Source organism: Kribbella jejuensis (genome assembly GCF_006715085.1).
Classification (GTDB): domain Bacteria; phylum Actinomycetota; class Actinomycetes; order Propionibacteriales; family Kribbellaceae; genus Kribbella; species Kribbella jejuensis.
Genome location: NZ_VFMM01000001.1, coordinates 318142 through 331898, shown reverse-complemented (window position 1 = coordinate 331898; position 13757 = coordinate 318142). Strand labels below are relative to the sequence as shown.

The following is a 13757-nucleotide window of genomic DNA, read 5'->3' as shown; positions in this document are numbered from 1 at the left end:
CATGGCCCTCGCAACTGGCGTGACGGCGACGCCTGGCAAGCAGCGGGTGCTGCGCGGTGGCATCTACGGGATGCTCGTGCTCGGCACCGTGGTGTTCGCGCTGCCGTTCCTGTGGATGGTGAGCACCGCGCTGAAGGCCTCGAACGAGGTGTTCACCTTCCCGCCGTCGTTCCTGCCCAAGAGTCTGCACTTCGGCAACTTCAGCGACGGCTGGACCGTGGTGCCGTTCACGCACTTCCTGATCAACACCGTCATCGTCACCGGGGCGGCCGTGGTCGGGAACATGGTGTCGTGCATCCTGCCCGCGTACGCGTTCGCCAGGCTGGAGGCCCGCGGCAAGAAGGTCGCCTTCGCGCTGATGCTCGCGACGATGATGATCCCGGTCGAGGTGACGCTGGTACCGACGTTCATCGCGTTCAGCAAGCTGGGACTGGTGGACACGTTCTGGCCGCTGATCCTGCCGGCCTGGTTCGGCTACGCGTACTTCATCTTCCTGCTGCGCCAGTTCTTCCTGACGATTCCCCGCGAGTACGACGAGGCGGCGCGGATCGACGGTGCCGGGTACTTCCGGACGCTCTGGTCGATCGTGCTGCCGCAGTCCAAGCCGGCGATCGCGACGGTCGCGGTGTTCGCGTTCGTCGGGAACTGGAACAACCTGCTCGGCCCGATCATCTACCTGCGCAGCCAGGAGAAGTTCACGCTGGCCGTCGGATTACAGTTGTTCCAAGGGCAGTTCCAGACCTACTACAACCAGATGATGGCCGTCTCGCTGATCACACTGCTGCCGATCATCGTGATCTTCCTGCTGGCCCAGCGCACCTTCATCGAGGGCGCGAACATCTCCGGCATCGGAGGCCGCTGAGCGTGGACATCCGACTCGCGTACGGCGAAACCGGCCTGACGTTGGCCGTCGACCCCGAGGTCACGACGGTCGTCGAGCCGGTGCACCAGCCCGCGGCGCCCGGCCAGCTGGAAACCTTGCGCCGGGCGCTGCGGGAACCGGTGTCCGGGCCGCCGCTGCGCGACCGGGTCCGGCCCGGCCAGACCGTCGCGATCTCGGCCTGTGACGGCACCCGGCCGCAACCGCGGCAGCTGATGATCCCGGCGATCCTCGAGGAACTCGACGGGCTGATCCCGGCCGCGGACATCGTCATCCTGGTTGCCACCGGCACCCATCGGGGCAACACCGAGGACGAGCTCCGGCAGATGTTCGGCAGCGAGGTGGCGAGCTCGGTGCGGATCGTGAACCACGACGCGCGCGACGCCTCCCAGCTGGTCTGGTGCGGTACGCACGGCAACGGCGTACCGGTGTGGCTGAACCGGGAGTGGACCGAGGCCGATGTACGGATCACGACCGGCTTCGTCGAGCCGCACTTCTTCGCGGGCTTCTCGGGCGGCCCGAAACTCGTCGCACCGGGGCTCGCGGGACTGGACACCGTGCTGGTGTTGCACGACGCGTCGAGGATCGGTGATCCGCGCGCGACCTGGGGTGTCACCACCGGCAACCCGGTGCACGACGACGTACGGGCGATCGCCGCGGCGACCGGTGTGACGTTCGGCTTCGACGTCGTCCTGAACCGGGACAAGGACGTGGTCGCCGCATTCGGTGGTGACCTGCTGCCGATGCACGCGGCCGCCGCGACGTTCGCCCAGCAGATCGCGATGCGGCCGGTGGACGAACGGTTCGATGTCGTGGTGACGACCAACTCCGGATTCCCGCTCGACCAGAACCTGTACCAGGCCGTCAAAGGCATGTCCGCCGCGTATCAGGTGGTCCGCCCCGGAGGCACGATCATCTGCGCGGCCGAGTGCCGCGACGGTTTCCCGGACCACGGCCTGTACCGTCCGGCGCTCGAATCGGCGGACTCGCCGCAGGCGCTGTTGCACGACATCGCGTCGCGCTCGGCCACCGTTCCGGACCAATGGCAGATCCAGATCCAGGCGAAGATCCAGGCGGCGAACCGGGTCGTCATGCATACCGGCTTTCTCAGCGACGCCGACCTGGCCGCGGTGCATCTCGAGCAGACACACGACATCACCGCGGCCGTGGCCGATGCGCTCGCCGCTGCCGGCCCGGGGGCAACGTTATGCGTCCTGCCCGAGGGGCCACAGACCATTCCGTACCTGTCGAACAGCCACCAGCCACTGGAATAGGCTGGCTGGAAACGACAGCGGAGGTCGCCTTGAAGCTTGGTCTGCATTACTGGAACTACTCCGAACCCGCCGACCCGTCGCGGATCGCGCCGACGCTGGCTGAGACCGCCCGGATCGTCGACGACGCCGGGTTCTACCGGTTCACCGTGATGGATCACTACTTCCAGATGGAGCATCGTGGCACCGCCGACGAGCCGATGCTGGAGGGTTACACGACGCTCGGCTACGTGGCTGCGCGGACGGAGCGGCTGCGGCTCGGACTGCTCGTCACCGGAGTGATGTACCGCTATCCCGGTCTGCTCGCGAAGATCGTGACCACCCTCGACGTGCTGTCCGGTGGTCGCGCGTTCCTCGGCATCGGCGCTTCGTGGTACGAGCGTGAACAGCGGGCGCTCGGCGTACCGGTCGTACCGATGGGGGAGCGGTTCGAGAGGCTCGAGGAGAGCCTGCAGATCTGCCGGCAGATGTGGAGCGAGGACAACGGACCGTTCGACGGCCGCCACTACCAGCTCGCGGAGACGCTCTGCGTTCCCGCGCCGCTCTCGTCCCCACGCCCGGAGATCATGGTCGGCGGCGGAGGCGAGAAGAAGACGCTTCTGCTGGTCGCACGGTACGCCGACGCCTGCAACCTGTTCGCGGTCAGTCCGGAGGATGTGGCGCACAAGCTCGACGTACTGCGGGCCCACTGCGACGCGGAAGGACGCGACTACGACGAGATCACCAAGACCGCCGTCTACACCGACCGCGTCCTCGAAGACCCGGACGGCTTCCTCGCCGCGGCCGAAAAGTACGCCGACCTCGGCATCACCGAACTCCAATTCATGCCGGACCGCGACCCTGTGGAGTTCGCCACCCGCCTGACCGGCGAGGTCATCCCTCGCCTCGGCTAGCGCGTCGGGCGCGCTCGCCCCGGACTGTTCCACGGGGCGAGCGCGGCGGGATGGCCTTTCAGCGGAGTGGTTAAGCTGCGGGCATGGCTGAAGTTGCGTCTCCGACCCCTGCTGAAGCGTTCGAGCTGTTACTGAGCGGCAACAAGCGGTTCGTTGCGGGCTCGTCGGAACACCCGAACCAGGACGCGGCGCGGCGCGCCGAGACCGCGCCCGGCCAGCAGCCGTTCGCCGTGCTGTTCGGCTGCTCGGATTCCCGGCTGGCCGCGGAGATCATCTTCGACCGTGGGCTCGGTGATCTGTTCGTCGTCCGGACCGCCGGCCACGTGGTCGGCCCGGAGGTGCTCGGCAGCATCGAGTACGGCGTCGAGCTGCTGGGCTGCCCGCTGGTCGTTGTCCTCGGCCACGATTCGTGCGGTGCCGTCGCCGCCGCCCGCGCCGCCCTGGAGGACGGCCTGGCGCCGGCCGGTTACGTCCGGGACGTCGTCGAGCGCGTGACGCCGAGCGTGCTCGCGGCGCGCGCGGCCGGTCACGAGGAGCCCGACGAGATCCTCGCGGTGCACATCAGCCACACTGTCGACCTGCTGCTGGACCGTTCCCGCGTGCTCGCGGAGCGCGTCGAGGCCGGTCAGGCCGCGGTCGTCGGCCTGTCGTACCGGCTGGCCGACGGCACCGCCCGGGTGGTGGCCTCCCGCGGCCTCGACGTCGGCGTTACCGCCGCGTCCTGACGTCCTGGTTGGCTTGAGCGTTCAGTCGACGGAGCGGGGACCGGCCGCCCGGCGCAGACGGTTGGCGAGCGCGAGCCCCAGTCCTTCCTCGACCGGCAGAGACGCGATGACGAGGTCACAGCCTCGCTGATCGAACTTCCGGAGCAGGCCGTACAGCTCACGCGCGTAGGTGTCCAGCGAGTCTGGGACCGGTACCACCGCGTGCGCCTTGACCGTCGTACCGGCCAAGGACGGGGGGAGCAGCACGCCGACCCGGTGGCCCAGCTGCTCTGCGAGTTCGGCCTCGACGAGGACCTTCTCGGGATCGACCAGCACGACCCGCGCTCGCGGTGCGTAGTGGGACGGGTGCTGACCTGGCACCCGGACGTCGCTGGTCGACGGGACCGGTACCGCACGACCAAGCGCCGCCTCGAGGTCTTCACGCGTCACCCCGCCCGGACGGAGGACGCTCAGGTTCTCGCTGGTGGCATCCACGATCGTGGACTCGACACCGACAGTGCAGTTGCCACCGTCGAGTACGAGATCGACGGCGTCCCCGAGCTCGGTCCGGACGTGCTCCGCGGTCGTCGGGCTCACCGCCCCGAACCGGTTGGCCGACGGAGCCACCACACCGCCGCCGAATTCCGCCAGCATCGCGAGCGCGACCGGATGCGCGGGCACCCGCACCGCCACGGTCTCCAGCCCACCCGTCGCTTCGAGCGGGACCCTCGGGCTGCGTCGCAGTACCAGGGTGAGCGGTCCCGGCCAGAACCGCTCGGCCAGCAGACGTGCGGCCGCCGGTACGGTCTGCACCCACTCGTCCAGCTGCGCCGCGTCGGCAAGGTGGACGATCAGCGGGTGCGACGGAGGCCGGCCTTTCACCTCGAAGACGCGCTTCACCGCGGCCGGGTCCTCCGCGTTCGCGCCCAAGCCGTACACGGTCTCGGTCGGGAAGGCCACCAGCCCACCGGACCGCAGAACTGCCGCCGCCTGCTCGATCTCACTGCTCACGGATCGTCATCTTCTCACGCCACGCCGACCCCGGAACGCTCGGGTGGCCGCAGTGATGTGGCGAAGACCTCTTGGTAAAGGTCTTCGCCGTGGCTGGTGGTGTGGGGTGGGCCTTCGGTGAGTTTGAACGTACGGCGGCCGTCGGCGAGGCGTTCGGCACGGAGGAAGAGCGTTGCCGGGTCGTGCTCGTCGTACAGCGCGGCGCTGAGCTCGGTCAGGTGAGTGACGAAGACGACGCGTACGTCGGCCTCGCGGAGCGCGCGCAGGATCTCGCCGGCCAGCGCGGAACCTTCGCGTTCGTTGGTCGATGCGAACGACTCGTTGCACAGCAGCAGCGCGGAGGGCTCGAGGCGGTCGACGATCCCGCTCAGCCGCTGGAGCTCCTCGTCGAGTTTGCCGCTGTGCATCGTGGCGTCCTCCTCCCGCTGGTAGTGGGTGTGGATGCCGCGGCAGATGCTTGCCCGCAGCGACTCGGCCGGTACGTACATCCCAGCTTGAAGCATCAGTTGTGCCAGGCCCAGTGAGCGCAGGGCCGTGGACTTGCCGCCTTGGTTCGCCCCGGTGATCAGGATGGTCGCGGCGTCGTCCGCGTCGAGGTCGTTGCCGACGACCTGTTCGCCGGTCCGCAGTGCCAGGCCGGCGTCGTACAGACCGCGGGCCGTGAGCGCGAACGGCAGCCCGGTCCGCACCTCGGGGAAGCAGGTCGGCGCGCCGCCGGCGGTCAGGCGGTCGTGGAGGTTCAGGCAGCCGAGATAGAACGCCAGCTCGGTTCTGAGCAGCCGGAAGAAGGCGAGGACGTGGTCGGCCGACTGGGCCACGGCGTTCGCGACCAGGTTCAACCCCTGTTCCCGCAGTTGCACCAGTGCTTGTACCCCGCTGTCGTCACGGTCCGGGATCTGGATCGTGACCGAGTCCTGACCGGCTCGCGGCAACCATCGCCGGCGGCGGCCGTCACCGGGACGGCGTAGTACGTAGCCCGTACCGCGGTTGCCGGTTCCGAGTTCGGCGCCGAGCACGACACCGTCGCTGAACCGCAGCCGTTTCAGCTGTGCGTCGACGGCCGCGAAGTACCCGTCGTCGAGGTCTGTCGCGATCATCCGGAAGAACCTGGACAGGCCGTCCGACCGGAACCGGCCGGCTGCCGGATCGGCGACCTCGCGAAGTCTGCGCAGGGCGGACAGGAGCACTTCGAGCAACTGGCTGGAGCTGTGCAGGATGCCGTCGGCGCTCCGGAAGTACCGGTAGACGCGCTGCTCGGAATCCAACGCCTCCACCGCGATCGCATACAGTCCGCGGATCACGGCCGGTTCGCGGAGACAATCGCGGAGGACGTCCTGGCGGTAGTGGATGTCGTCGGGATCCTCCAGAGAACTCACAACGACGTGGGCGGCGACCTCGCGGATCACGGCGTCGCCGGCGGCCATGGCGTCGTACACCCGGTCGAGGCCGAGATCGCGGACGAGGTCTTCTTTCGCCGGGCCGGGCGGGTCGAGGTCCAGGTCCAGGTCGCGGTCGCGGTCCAGGAGGTGAGGTTTCATCGGTTCAGCCGCTTCCGCAGGTCGTCGCATCCGAGCCGGTACTTGGCGGCGATCGCCGCGGCGTACGCGCGTCCGTCGGCCGGCGCGCGGACCAGGCGGTACGTCCGTACGGCGGGGACGGCCGGGTCGACCGCGCTGACCAGGCTGACCCGCTTCGTGCCGGCCACGGCCAGTTCGTCGAGGAACGTGACGCACACGCAGAGCAGGTCGCGTTCCTCGAGCTCCGCGAGCACACGGTTCGCGATGACGGTCGCGTCGCGCAGCGTGGTCGAGTTGAAGACCTCGTTGAGGATCACGATGCTGTCGCCGGTCGCCCGGTCCAGGATCTCACGCATCCGGACGAGGTCGTCCTTGAGCTTGCCGCGCAGGTCGTCCGGGTTCTCCTCGCGACCGAAATGGGTGAACAGGTGGTCGAAGAGGAAGAGCCGCGCGTCGTCGCCCGGGACCGGCAGGCCGAGCGCGGCCAGGTGGTGCAGCTGCCCGAAGGTACGGGCGAACGTCGTCTTGCCGCCCTGGTTGGGCCCGGTGACGACGAAGATCCGCTCGCTGTCCCCGAGCCGGAAGTCGTTCCGCACCACCGGACGGCCGGCGGCGACCGCCGACGCGGCGAGCGCCAGGTCGAAAGTGCCTGTCGCTGCGACGGCCTTCGACATACTGACCGCGGGGTAGCAGAAGGGCAGTCCGGCGTCCCGGAGCGGCTGGATGTAGTCGAGGTAGGACAGGTAGAACTGCACCTCGCGATCGAAGCGGGTCAGTACCGGATCGACGAACGTCGAGTGCCGGTCGCAGAAGTGCTGCAGCGCACCGAACACCTCGGGGTACAGTTCGGCGACACGGTGCAGGATCGTGCCTTCCAGCTGATTGACCTCGGGGGAGGGCGCGAAGCGGATGCGGTAGTCCTTCGCGTCACCCTGCCGGAAGCGCGCGAACGTCGCTTCGATTTCGGCGCTGTAGTCGGTTCCGGTGCCGCTACGGCTGACGGTGACTGAGTTCGTCTTGAGCTGCAACTGGTAACGGACACCAGCCAGCGCGGCGGCCAGTTCATTGCTGCTAGCAAGGAGATCCTGGAAGGCGGCGGAATCGGCGTACTGCCTCGAGTATTTCCGCAGCGCGACCAAGGCGCGAGAAGCCGGCGCTGCTTCGACCAGCCCGGCGGTCAGTTCGGTGACTGCCGCGCAGTAGTTCTCGACCGCGCTGAGAAGCCAACGCTGCCGCTGCAGCTCATGATGCAACTTCTCCGCCTGTCCGAGACAGGTCCGCACCGACACCATCCGGGCCGCGAACCGCCGCACACACCGGGCGACCTCCACCTTCTCCAGGTCCCTGACAACCTCGTGCCGCCAGCTGACCGCGGCCGCCGACCGCAGCGCGGTCCGGAACAGCGGATCCAACCCGTACTCCGTCCGCCCGGCGGTCACCGCGCCGACGATGTGATCCAACTGCAGATCCCCGAACGCATCCGCCCCCGTCGCCGCTGTCATCTCACTGGCCGTCCCAGGCCCGAACAACACACTCAGCTCGTCCGCCGACACCCCGAAATCATAAGGGCTTTCGGCGTTTATGGGCCGCCCTTAGCGTTTGGTCCAGGCGATGGTGTGGCGGAAGCCGAGGTGGTGGCGCATCTCGGCACCTGGCATCACGTCGTCGACGATGTCGCGTAGTTCGTCGAACGTCTGCGTGGGATCCCGGACGGGGAACGGCGGGGGTTGCTTGCCCGCGGGGTTCGGCCACGGGTGCTTGACGTACCCGATGATCGGGTTGGTCACCGCCGACGCGAGATCCCAGGCGTGGTCGCGGAGACTGCTCGGTACCGCGAGGTCGACGGCGAGAAACTTGCCGTTGGGGGCGAGCAGCCGCCGTACGTCGCGCAACGCGTTCGCGACGTCGAGGTGGTGCAGGACGGCGATCATCGTCACGAGGTCGAACGGGCCGGAGGTTCGGGCCCACTCGCCGGCCTGGACGGTTACGTTCGCCAGACCGCTGCACCGTTGCGCGGCCAGTTCGCGCATGCTCGCGTCCGCGTCGGCACCCTGGACGGTCGCGAAGTGCGGCGCCAGGGAAGCCAGTAGCTCCCCGCGCCCGCAACCGACGTCGAGTGCCGAGTGCCGCCGCTCCGGAAGGTTCGCGAGGATCCAACTGTGGAAGTGATCGTTGTGGCTCCACGGATGCCGCGCATTGAGGGCCTCCAGCTTCGCGACCACGGTCCCGTTCGCGAACGTCCTCGCCCATCCTCGTAAGGCCATGCCGGACATTCTGCAGGACGTGGAAGTCAGCTGGTGTCGTGGCGGCGGCTCAGGTCCACGCGGAGCGGAGGCGTTCGTACTCCTCGGCGGTCACCGGCAGCACGACGCCGTGGCATGGGTCTTTCGGCAGTCGGTGGTCCTTGCATGGAGTCCATCGGCCGCCGGCGAGATCGGTGGTTTCGAACGGGACGTAGCGGCGTTCGGGAGTGAATTCGTCGATCCAGAGGTACCACTTGTCCTCGGTGTTCGACTTGTACACCAGCGGGCCTTCGCCCTGGCTGATCGCTCCGAGGCCGATCCCTTCGGCCAAGGGCTGCCAGTCCGCGGCGGTCAGCGAGGGTGAGGTTTCGGAGAAGATCGACTTGCCGTACGGCGCTACGCCGTCGCGGCTGCGTTCGTCCTTGAGAAAGCGGTAGTACACGCCGTCGTGGTCGATCACCGTCGTGTCGATCGTGTGCCAGCCCCGGTCGATCCAGACGCGCGGCTCGGAGAACTCGTGGAAGTCGCGCGTGGTGGCGTACATGATGCGGTTGTAGCTGTCACCGGCGTGCCCGGCGTTGTCGTAGAGCGTGGACGACCAGTGCACCAGATAGGCGTCCTGTTCGGGGTCCCAGACCGCCTCCGGAGCCCAGGTGTTGCCGGCCTCCGGCGGCGCGACCTCGACGAGCCGGCCGTCGCCCCAGTTCACCAGATCCGTTGATTCCCAGATCATGATCGACCGGCTGCCGCGGCGTTGATGGCGATCCCAGTCGAGGCTGTCGTAGAGCCGCAGGTCCGTCGCGACCAAGTAGAACCGGTCACCAGTGGGGGAGCGGACGATGTGCGGGTCGCGGACGCCACGTTCGCCGAGCGTCGAGTACAGGACCGGTCGTCCGTCGTTGAGGTCGTCGAAGTGCAGGGGGTCGTTGCCGTCGCTCAGGGCGAAGTAGATCTGCTCGCCGTCGACCGATTCGCGCTTGAAGTGTGCGTACAGGTACCCAGCGTGGACGGGCTTCATCTGAGCGGAGTCATCCTTCGGGCTCGGCTGTGCTCGGGCGGCTCTGGAGGTAGTCCTCGACGGTGAAGAGGTGGGCCGACATGCGGGTACGGGCTCGGTCGGGGTCGTGGGCGGTGAGCGCGGCCAGGATCGAGAGGTGTTCGCGGTGCGAGGTGTCATCGGCGCCTGGTTGGGCGATCGAGCGGCGGAGGCGGTCGCGCATCGTACGGCCGCCGAGGGCGTGGATGAGCGCGGCCAGCACGGAGTTGCCCGAGGCCTCGGCGACGATCCGGTGGAAGGCGATGTCGTTCTCGATCACCGTCTCGTGATCCGGGTTGGGGAGTGCGAGCTCGGCCGCGTTGGTGCTGAGCAGTTCCTCCGCGGCGGCCAGGCGGTCGGCGGTGATGTCGCGGGCCGCCAGCGCGGCGGCCTCGGTCTCCAGGATGCGTCGTACGGCGTGCAGGTTGTGGGTGCCGCTGACGTCCTGCAGGTCCACGACGAACCCCATCGGAGCGAGCAGGATGGACGGATCGAGCGCGGTGACGTACGTGCCGTCGCCCTGGCGGGTCTCCAGCACGCCCATGATCGACAGCGCCCGGACGCCTTCGCGGAGCGGGTTCCGGGACACGCCGAGCGCGGCGGCGAGGTCGCGCTCGATCGGGAGCCGGTCGCCCGGCCGGAGGTGTCCGTCGACGATCAGTTGCCGGATGCCCTGAACGACGACGTCGGTCTGGGATACGCCTGGTGTCCGGGTGGTCGTGACCGGCTTGGTCGGGCTCATCGCGCGCCCCGGAAACCGAACGTGAAGATGTCCATCTCGGCACTGTAGCCGGGGGCTGACCGCGTGGTCATTCCAGCCTGAGGACACGAGCCGAGGGCTCGTCAGTGGTGGTGGTGACAACCAGGCCGTCGTCGTCCCAGGCACAAGTCCAGTCTCCGAGTTCGGTGGGGAAGTGCGGGGCGATCGCGGTGCGCGCGATCGGGAGCGTGATGGTGGACGGCCCGGGAACGCGGTGCCAGACAGCGAGGTACGACACGTCGGGTCCGTTGAGCGCCAGGGCGACCCATTCGTCGGTCCACTGCGGCAGTCCCAGTGGCCAGGAGGGGACGAGCGTCGGCAACTCCGCGAGTACGGCGCGATGCGCGGCCACGGCGGAGCGTACGACGTCGAGCTCGGCCGGCGTCATGCGGTTCAGGTGACCCGAGAGGTACAGCCGCCCGAGGATGCCGTTGACGAGTGCGAGCGTGAACTCCTCGCGGGTCGTGCCGGTGATCGGGTACGCCCAGTTGCCCGCCTGCTCCGGCAGGACAGCGCCGGGTGCGGCCGCGGCGATGGTTGCGTAGAGCAACGGATGTTCCTGGTCGGAGGTCGACTGCAGATGCAGGCGGGAGAGCATGGCGTAGTCCATCCGCATCGCGCCGGACGCGCAGTTCTCGATCAGCAGGTCCGGGTGCCGGGCGTGGATGCCGTCCAGCCAGTCGAGCAGCGCGCGGTTGTGTTCCAGCAGGCCCTGGCCCAGCGACGTACCGAACTTGTCCGTACCGGGCCCGGTCATCGTGTTGTTGTCGAACTTGAAGAAGCCGATCCCGAACTCGTCGACCAGCCGGTCGACTGTGGTGTCGAGATGCTGGCGAGCGGTGGCGTTGCGCAGGTCGAGCAGGTACCGGCCCTTCTCGGCGATGCGCCGGCCGTGCCGGGTGAGGAACGCGTCGTCGGGCAGTTCGGCGGCGATCGGCGAGCGGGCACCGATGACCTCGGGTTCCAGCCACAGCCCCGGCACCATCCGCCGGCGGCGGATCCGGTTGATCACCTCGGCGAGTCCGTCCGGGAACCGGGTGGTCGACGGTTGCCAGGCGCCGACGGTGTTCCACCAGTCGCCTTCGGCGTACCAGCCGGCGTCGATGCAGAAATAGTCCGCGCCGACGTCGGCCGCGGCGTCGATCAACGGCAGCAACTTCTCGGTGGTCGGGTCGCCGATCAGCGTGTTCATGTAGTCGTTGAAGACGACCGGCAACCGGTCGTCGATCGGCCGCCGCGCGCGGATCGCCCGGCGCTGGCGGGTGAGCGCGGCGAAGACACTGTCGACGTCGGTCCCGGCGACCAGCGATACCGGTACGGTCGTGAACGGCTTACCGGCGGTGAGTTCGACGCTCCAGTGGTGATCGAGGTCGGTCGGTCCGCTGAGCAACAGGTAGCCGCCTTGCGCGGTCTCGCCGATCTCGAAGTGCCACGGCCCGTTGTGCTCGATCTGCCAGCCCAGGGCGTGCGGTCCGTCGACGAGAACTCCCACGGGCAGGACTTCGCCTGTGGACCAGGAGTTCGTGCTGGTCACGGCGTATCGGCTGTTCGGGACGGGATGATGCGGGTCGTGGACGATGTCGGCCAGCACGTCCCGCAGAGCCCGCTTCGACCAACGGTTCTCCGCCATCCAGCTGTTCGCGGCGGAGTACAGGTCGGCGTCGACGGAGGGGAGTCCGACCACCAGCGACGTCAGGCTGGTGAGTTCCAGAGAGCCGGCGCCGGTGATCGAGGCTTCGGTCCAGGCGCGTACGCCGGCGCGCGCTTCCAGGACGCTGGTCACGCGCAGACCCGTGGTCGGCTCCTCCTGGACGATGCGCAGCGTGGTTTCCGTCTCCTCGTGGTCGGCGTACCGCAGCCGCCCGCCGAGCACGCTGCCGATGTGGCGGTTGCTGGAATGACCGTGACCGACAGCGGTCACTTCGACCAACGGCCGGCTCGAGTCCGGCTCGGCACCGCCCAACCGGGAGGCGTCGCGCACAGCGGTGACTCGAACCGGGCCCTCGTCGAGTACGAACGTCAGCGCGATCTCGGGCGTGGTCCACTTCAGCAGCTTGGTCATAGGTCCTCAGTTTCTCGTCGGCCGGCCCAGTAGGTGCCGTTGGGGAAGCTGTAGGCCTGCAGCGATTCCCTGTGCATCTCGGCGCTGTAGCCGGGTGCGGTGGGGAGGATGTAGGCGCCGTTGTGTACGACGCAGGGGTTGACGAAGTGTTCGTGGAGGTGGTCGACGTATTCGGTGACGCGGTTGTCGAGTGAGCCGGAGACGGCGATGTAGTCGAAGATCGATAGGTGCTGGACGAGTTCGCATAGGCCGACGCCGCCGGCGTGTGGGCAGACGGGGACGTCGAACCAGGCCGCGAGGAGGTAGACGGCGAGTACTTCGTTGACGGAGCCGAGGCGGGCGGCGTCGAGTTGGCAGTAGTCGAGGGCGCCGGCTTGGAACATTTGTTTGAACAGCACGCGGTTCATGCCGTGCTCACCGGAGGCGACGCCGATCGGCGCCACCGCCTTGCGGATGGCGGCGTGGCCGAGGACATCGTCGGGACTCGTAGGTTCTTCGATCCACAGCGGGTCGAACCCGGCCAGTGCTTTGACCCACTCGATCGCTTCGGGCACGTCCCAGACCTGGTTGGCGTCGATCATGAGGTGGCCGTCGGGTCCGAGGACTTCGCGGGCGATGCCGCAGCGGCGGATGTCGTCGTTCAGGTCCGCGCCGACCTTGAGTTTGACGTGTTTGTAGCCTTCGGCAACGGCTTCTTCGCAGAGGGCGCGGAGTTTGTCGTCGGAGTAGCCGAGCCATCCGGCCGACGTGGTGTAGCAGGGGTAGCCTGTTGTCTGGAGTTCCTGGATCCGTTGCTTGCGGCCACTTACCCGGCCGGCCAGCAACGTGATCGCCTGCTCCCGGGTCAGGACGTCGGTCAGATACCGCAGGTCGGCGGCGTCGACCAATTGCTCGGGTGACATCTCGGCCAGCAACCGCCACAGCGGTACACCGGCACGGCGGGCGGCGAGGTCCCACACGGCGTTCATCACGGCTGCTAATGCGAGGTGGATGACGCCCTTGTCCGGTCCCAGCCACCGCAATTGACTGTCGGCCTGCAACTCTCGATAGACCGCACCGAGGTCGCCGCAGAGCTCATCGACGTCGCGCCCGATCAGAGGCTCCGCGCGCTGCCGTGCGGCGGCGGCACACAGGTCGTTGCCGCGACCGATCGTGAACGTGAATCCGTACCCGGACACGCCGGCCTCGTCCGTGCTCAGCACGACGTACGCCGCCGAATAGTCGCCGTCCTTGTTCATCGCGTCCGACCCGTCCTGGGTCAGCGACGTCGGGAACCGGATGTCGACGACCTCGACCGAGGTGATGCAGGGCATGGCGGCCTCACTGTCAGAAATAGATAGGATCTTTCTTCCGATTAGCTGTCGTTCAGTATGGACTACC

Annotated in this window: 12 protein-coding genes; 4 read left to right on the top strand and 8 right to left on the bottom strand. The window is 68.1% G+C overall.

Features of this window, described 5'->3' with window-relative positions; translation table 11 throughout:
• Nucleotide 1: 1 nt before the first annotated feature.
• The 4 genes from FB475_RS01565 (at nt 2) to FB475_RS01550 (ending at nt 3769) form a co-directional block, all read left to right on the top strand.
• Entirely contained in the window at nt 2-862 is an 861-nt protein-coding gene (locus FB475_RS01565) for a carbohydrate ABC transporter permease (protein ID WP_141851819.1), read from the top strand.
• A gap of 2 nt (nt 863-864) precedes the next feature.
• A complete protein-coding gene (gene larA / locus FB475_RS01560; RefSeq protein ID WP_141851818.1) occupies nt 865-2154 on the top strand; it encodes a nickel-dependent lactate racemase in 1290 nt (429 codons plus the stop codon).
• Between the two features lie 29 nt (nt 2155-2183).
• Complete coding sequence (locus tag FB475_RS01555; RefSeq protein ID WP_202878229.1) at nt 2184-3044, top strand: LLM class F420-dependent oxidoreductase; 861 nt, start codon at nt 2184-2186, stop codon at nt 3042-3044.
• An 83-nt stretch (nt 3045-3127) separates the two neighbouring features.
• Nucleotides 3128-3769 (top strand): carbonic anhydrase, encoded by a 642-nt coding sequence (locus tag FB475_RS01550; RefSeq protein ID WP_141851815.1) that lies wholly within the window; start codon nt 3128-3130, stop codon nt 3767-3769.
• A 21-nt stretch (nt 3770-3790) separates the two neighbouring features.
• On the opposite strand, the gene FB475_RS01545 is transcribed toward FB475_RS01550, so the two are convergent.
• The 8 genes from FB475_RS01545 to FB475_RS01510 all read right to left on the bottom strand — a co-directional run bounded on the left by FB475_RS01545 (nt 3791) and on the right by FB475_RS01510 (nt 13690).
• Nucleotides 3791-4759, bottom strand: coding sequence for an L-threonylcarbamoyladenylate synthase (locus FB475_RS01545; RefSeq protein WP_141851813.1), 969 nt, complete (start codon nt 4757-4759; stop codon nt 3791-3793).
• A gap of 14 nt (nt 4760-4773) precedes the next feature.
• On the bottom strand, nt 4774-6297 hold the full coding sequence (locus FB475_RS01540) for a MutS-related protein (protein WP_141851811.1): 1524 nt from the start codon (nt 6295-6297) through the stop codon (nt 4774-4776).
• A complete protein-coding gene (locus tag FB475_RS01535) occupies nt 6294-7829 on the bottom strand; it encodes a MutS-related protein (RefSeq protein ID WP_202878228.1) in 1536 nt (511 codons plus the stop codon). Before FB475_RS01535 ends, FB475_RS01540 begins: the two co-directional genes overlap by 4 nt.
• A 39-nt stretch (nt 7830-7868) precedes the next feature.
• On the bottom strand, nt 7869-8540 hold the full coding sequence (locus FB475_RS01530) for a class I SAM-dependent methyltransferase (RefSeq protein ID WP_185759009.1): 672 nt from the start codon (nt 8538-8540) through the stop codon (nt 7869-7871).
• Between the two features lie 49 nt (nt 8541-8589).
• A complete protein-coding gene (locus FB475_RS01525; protein WP_141851809.1) occupies nt 8590-9537 on the bottom strand; it encodes a glycoside hydrolase family 43 protein in 948 nt (315 codons plus the stop codon).
• 10 nt (nt 9538-9547) lie between these two features.
• On the bottom strand, nt 9548-10297 hold the full coding sequence (locus FB475_RS01520; protein ID WP_141851807.1) for a FadR/GntR family transcriptional regulator: 750 nt from the start codon (nt 10295-10297) through the stop codon (nt 9548-9550).
• A gap of 67 nt (nt 10298-10364) precedes the next feature.
• Entirely contained in the window at nt 10365-12377 is a 2013-nt protein-coding gene (locus tag FB475_RS01515; protein ID WP_141851805.1) for a glycoside hydrolase family 36 protein, read from the bottom strand.
• A complete protein-coding gene (locus tag FB475_RS01510) occupies nt 12374-13690 on the bottom strand; it encodes an L-fuconate dehydratase (protein ID WP_141851803.1) in 1317 nt (438 codons plus the stop codon). The genes FB475_RS01515 and FB475_RS01510 overlap by 4 nt, the downstream gene beginning before the upstream one ends.
• Nucleotides 13691-13757: the final 67 nt, after the last annotated feature.

Coding starts and splice junctions, on each gene's coding strand:
- FB475_RS01565 (WP_141851819.1), top strand. CDS start 2: ATGGCCCTCGCAACTGGCGTGACGGCGACGCCTGGCAAGCAGCGGGTG.
- FB475_RS01550 (WP_141851815.1), top strand. CDS start 3,128: ATGGCTGAAGTTGCGTCTCCGACCCCTGCTGAAGCGTTCGAGCTGTTA.
- FB475_RS01540 (WP_141851811.1), bottom strand. CDS start 6,297: ATGAAACCTCACCTCCTGGACCGCGACCGCGACCTGGACCTGGACCTC.
- FB475_RS01530 (WP_185759009.1), bottom strand. CDS start 8,540: ATGGCCTTACGAGGATGGGCGAGGACGTTCGCGAACGGGACCGTGGTC.
- FB475_RS01525 (WP_141851809.1), bottom strand. CDS start 9,537: ATGAAGCCCGTCCACGCTGGGTACCTGTACGCACACTTCAAGCGCGAA.
- FB475_RS01520 (WP_141851807.1), bottom strand. CDS start 10,297: ATGAGCCCGACCAAGCCGGTCACGACCACCCGGACACCAGGCGTATCC.
- FB475_RS01515 (WP_141851805.1), bottom strand. CDS start 12,377: ATGACCAAGCTGCTGAAGTGGACCACGCCCGAGATCGCGCTGACGTTC.
- FB475_RS01510 (WP_141851803.1), bottom strand. CDS start 13,690: ATGCCCTGCATCACCTCGGTCGAGGTCGTCGACATCCGGTTCCCGACG.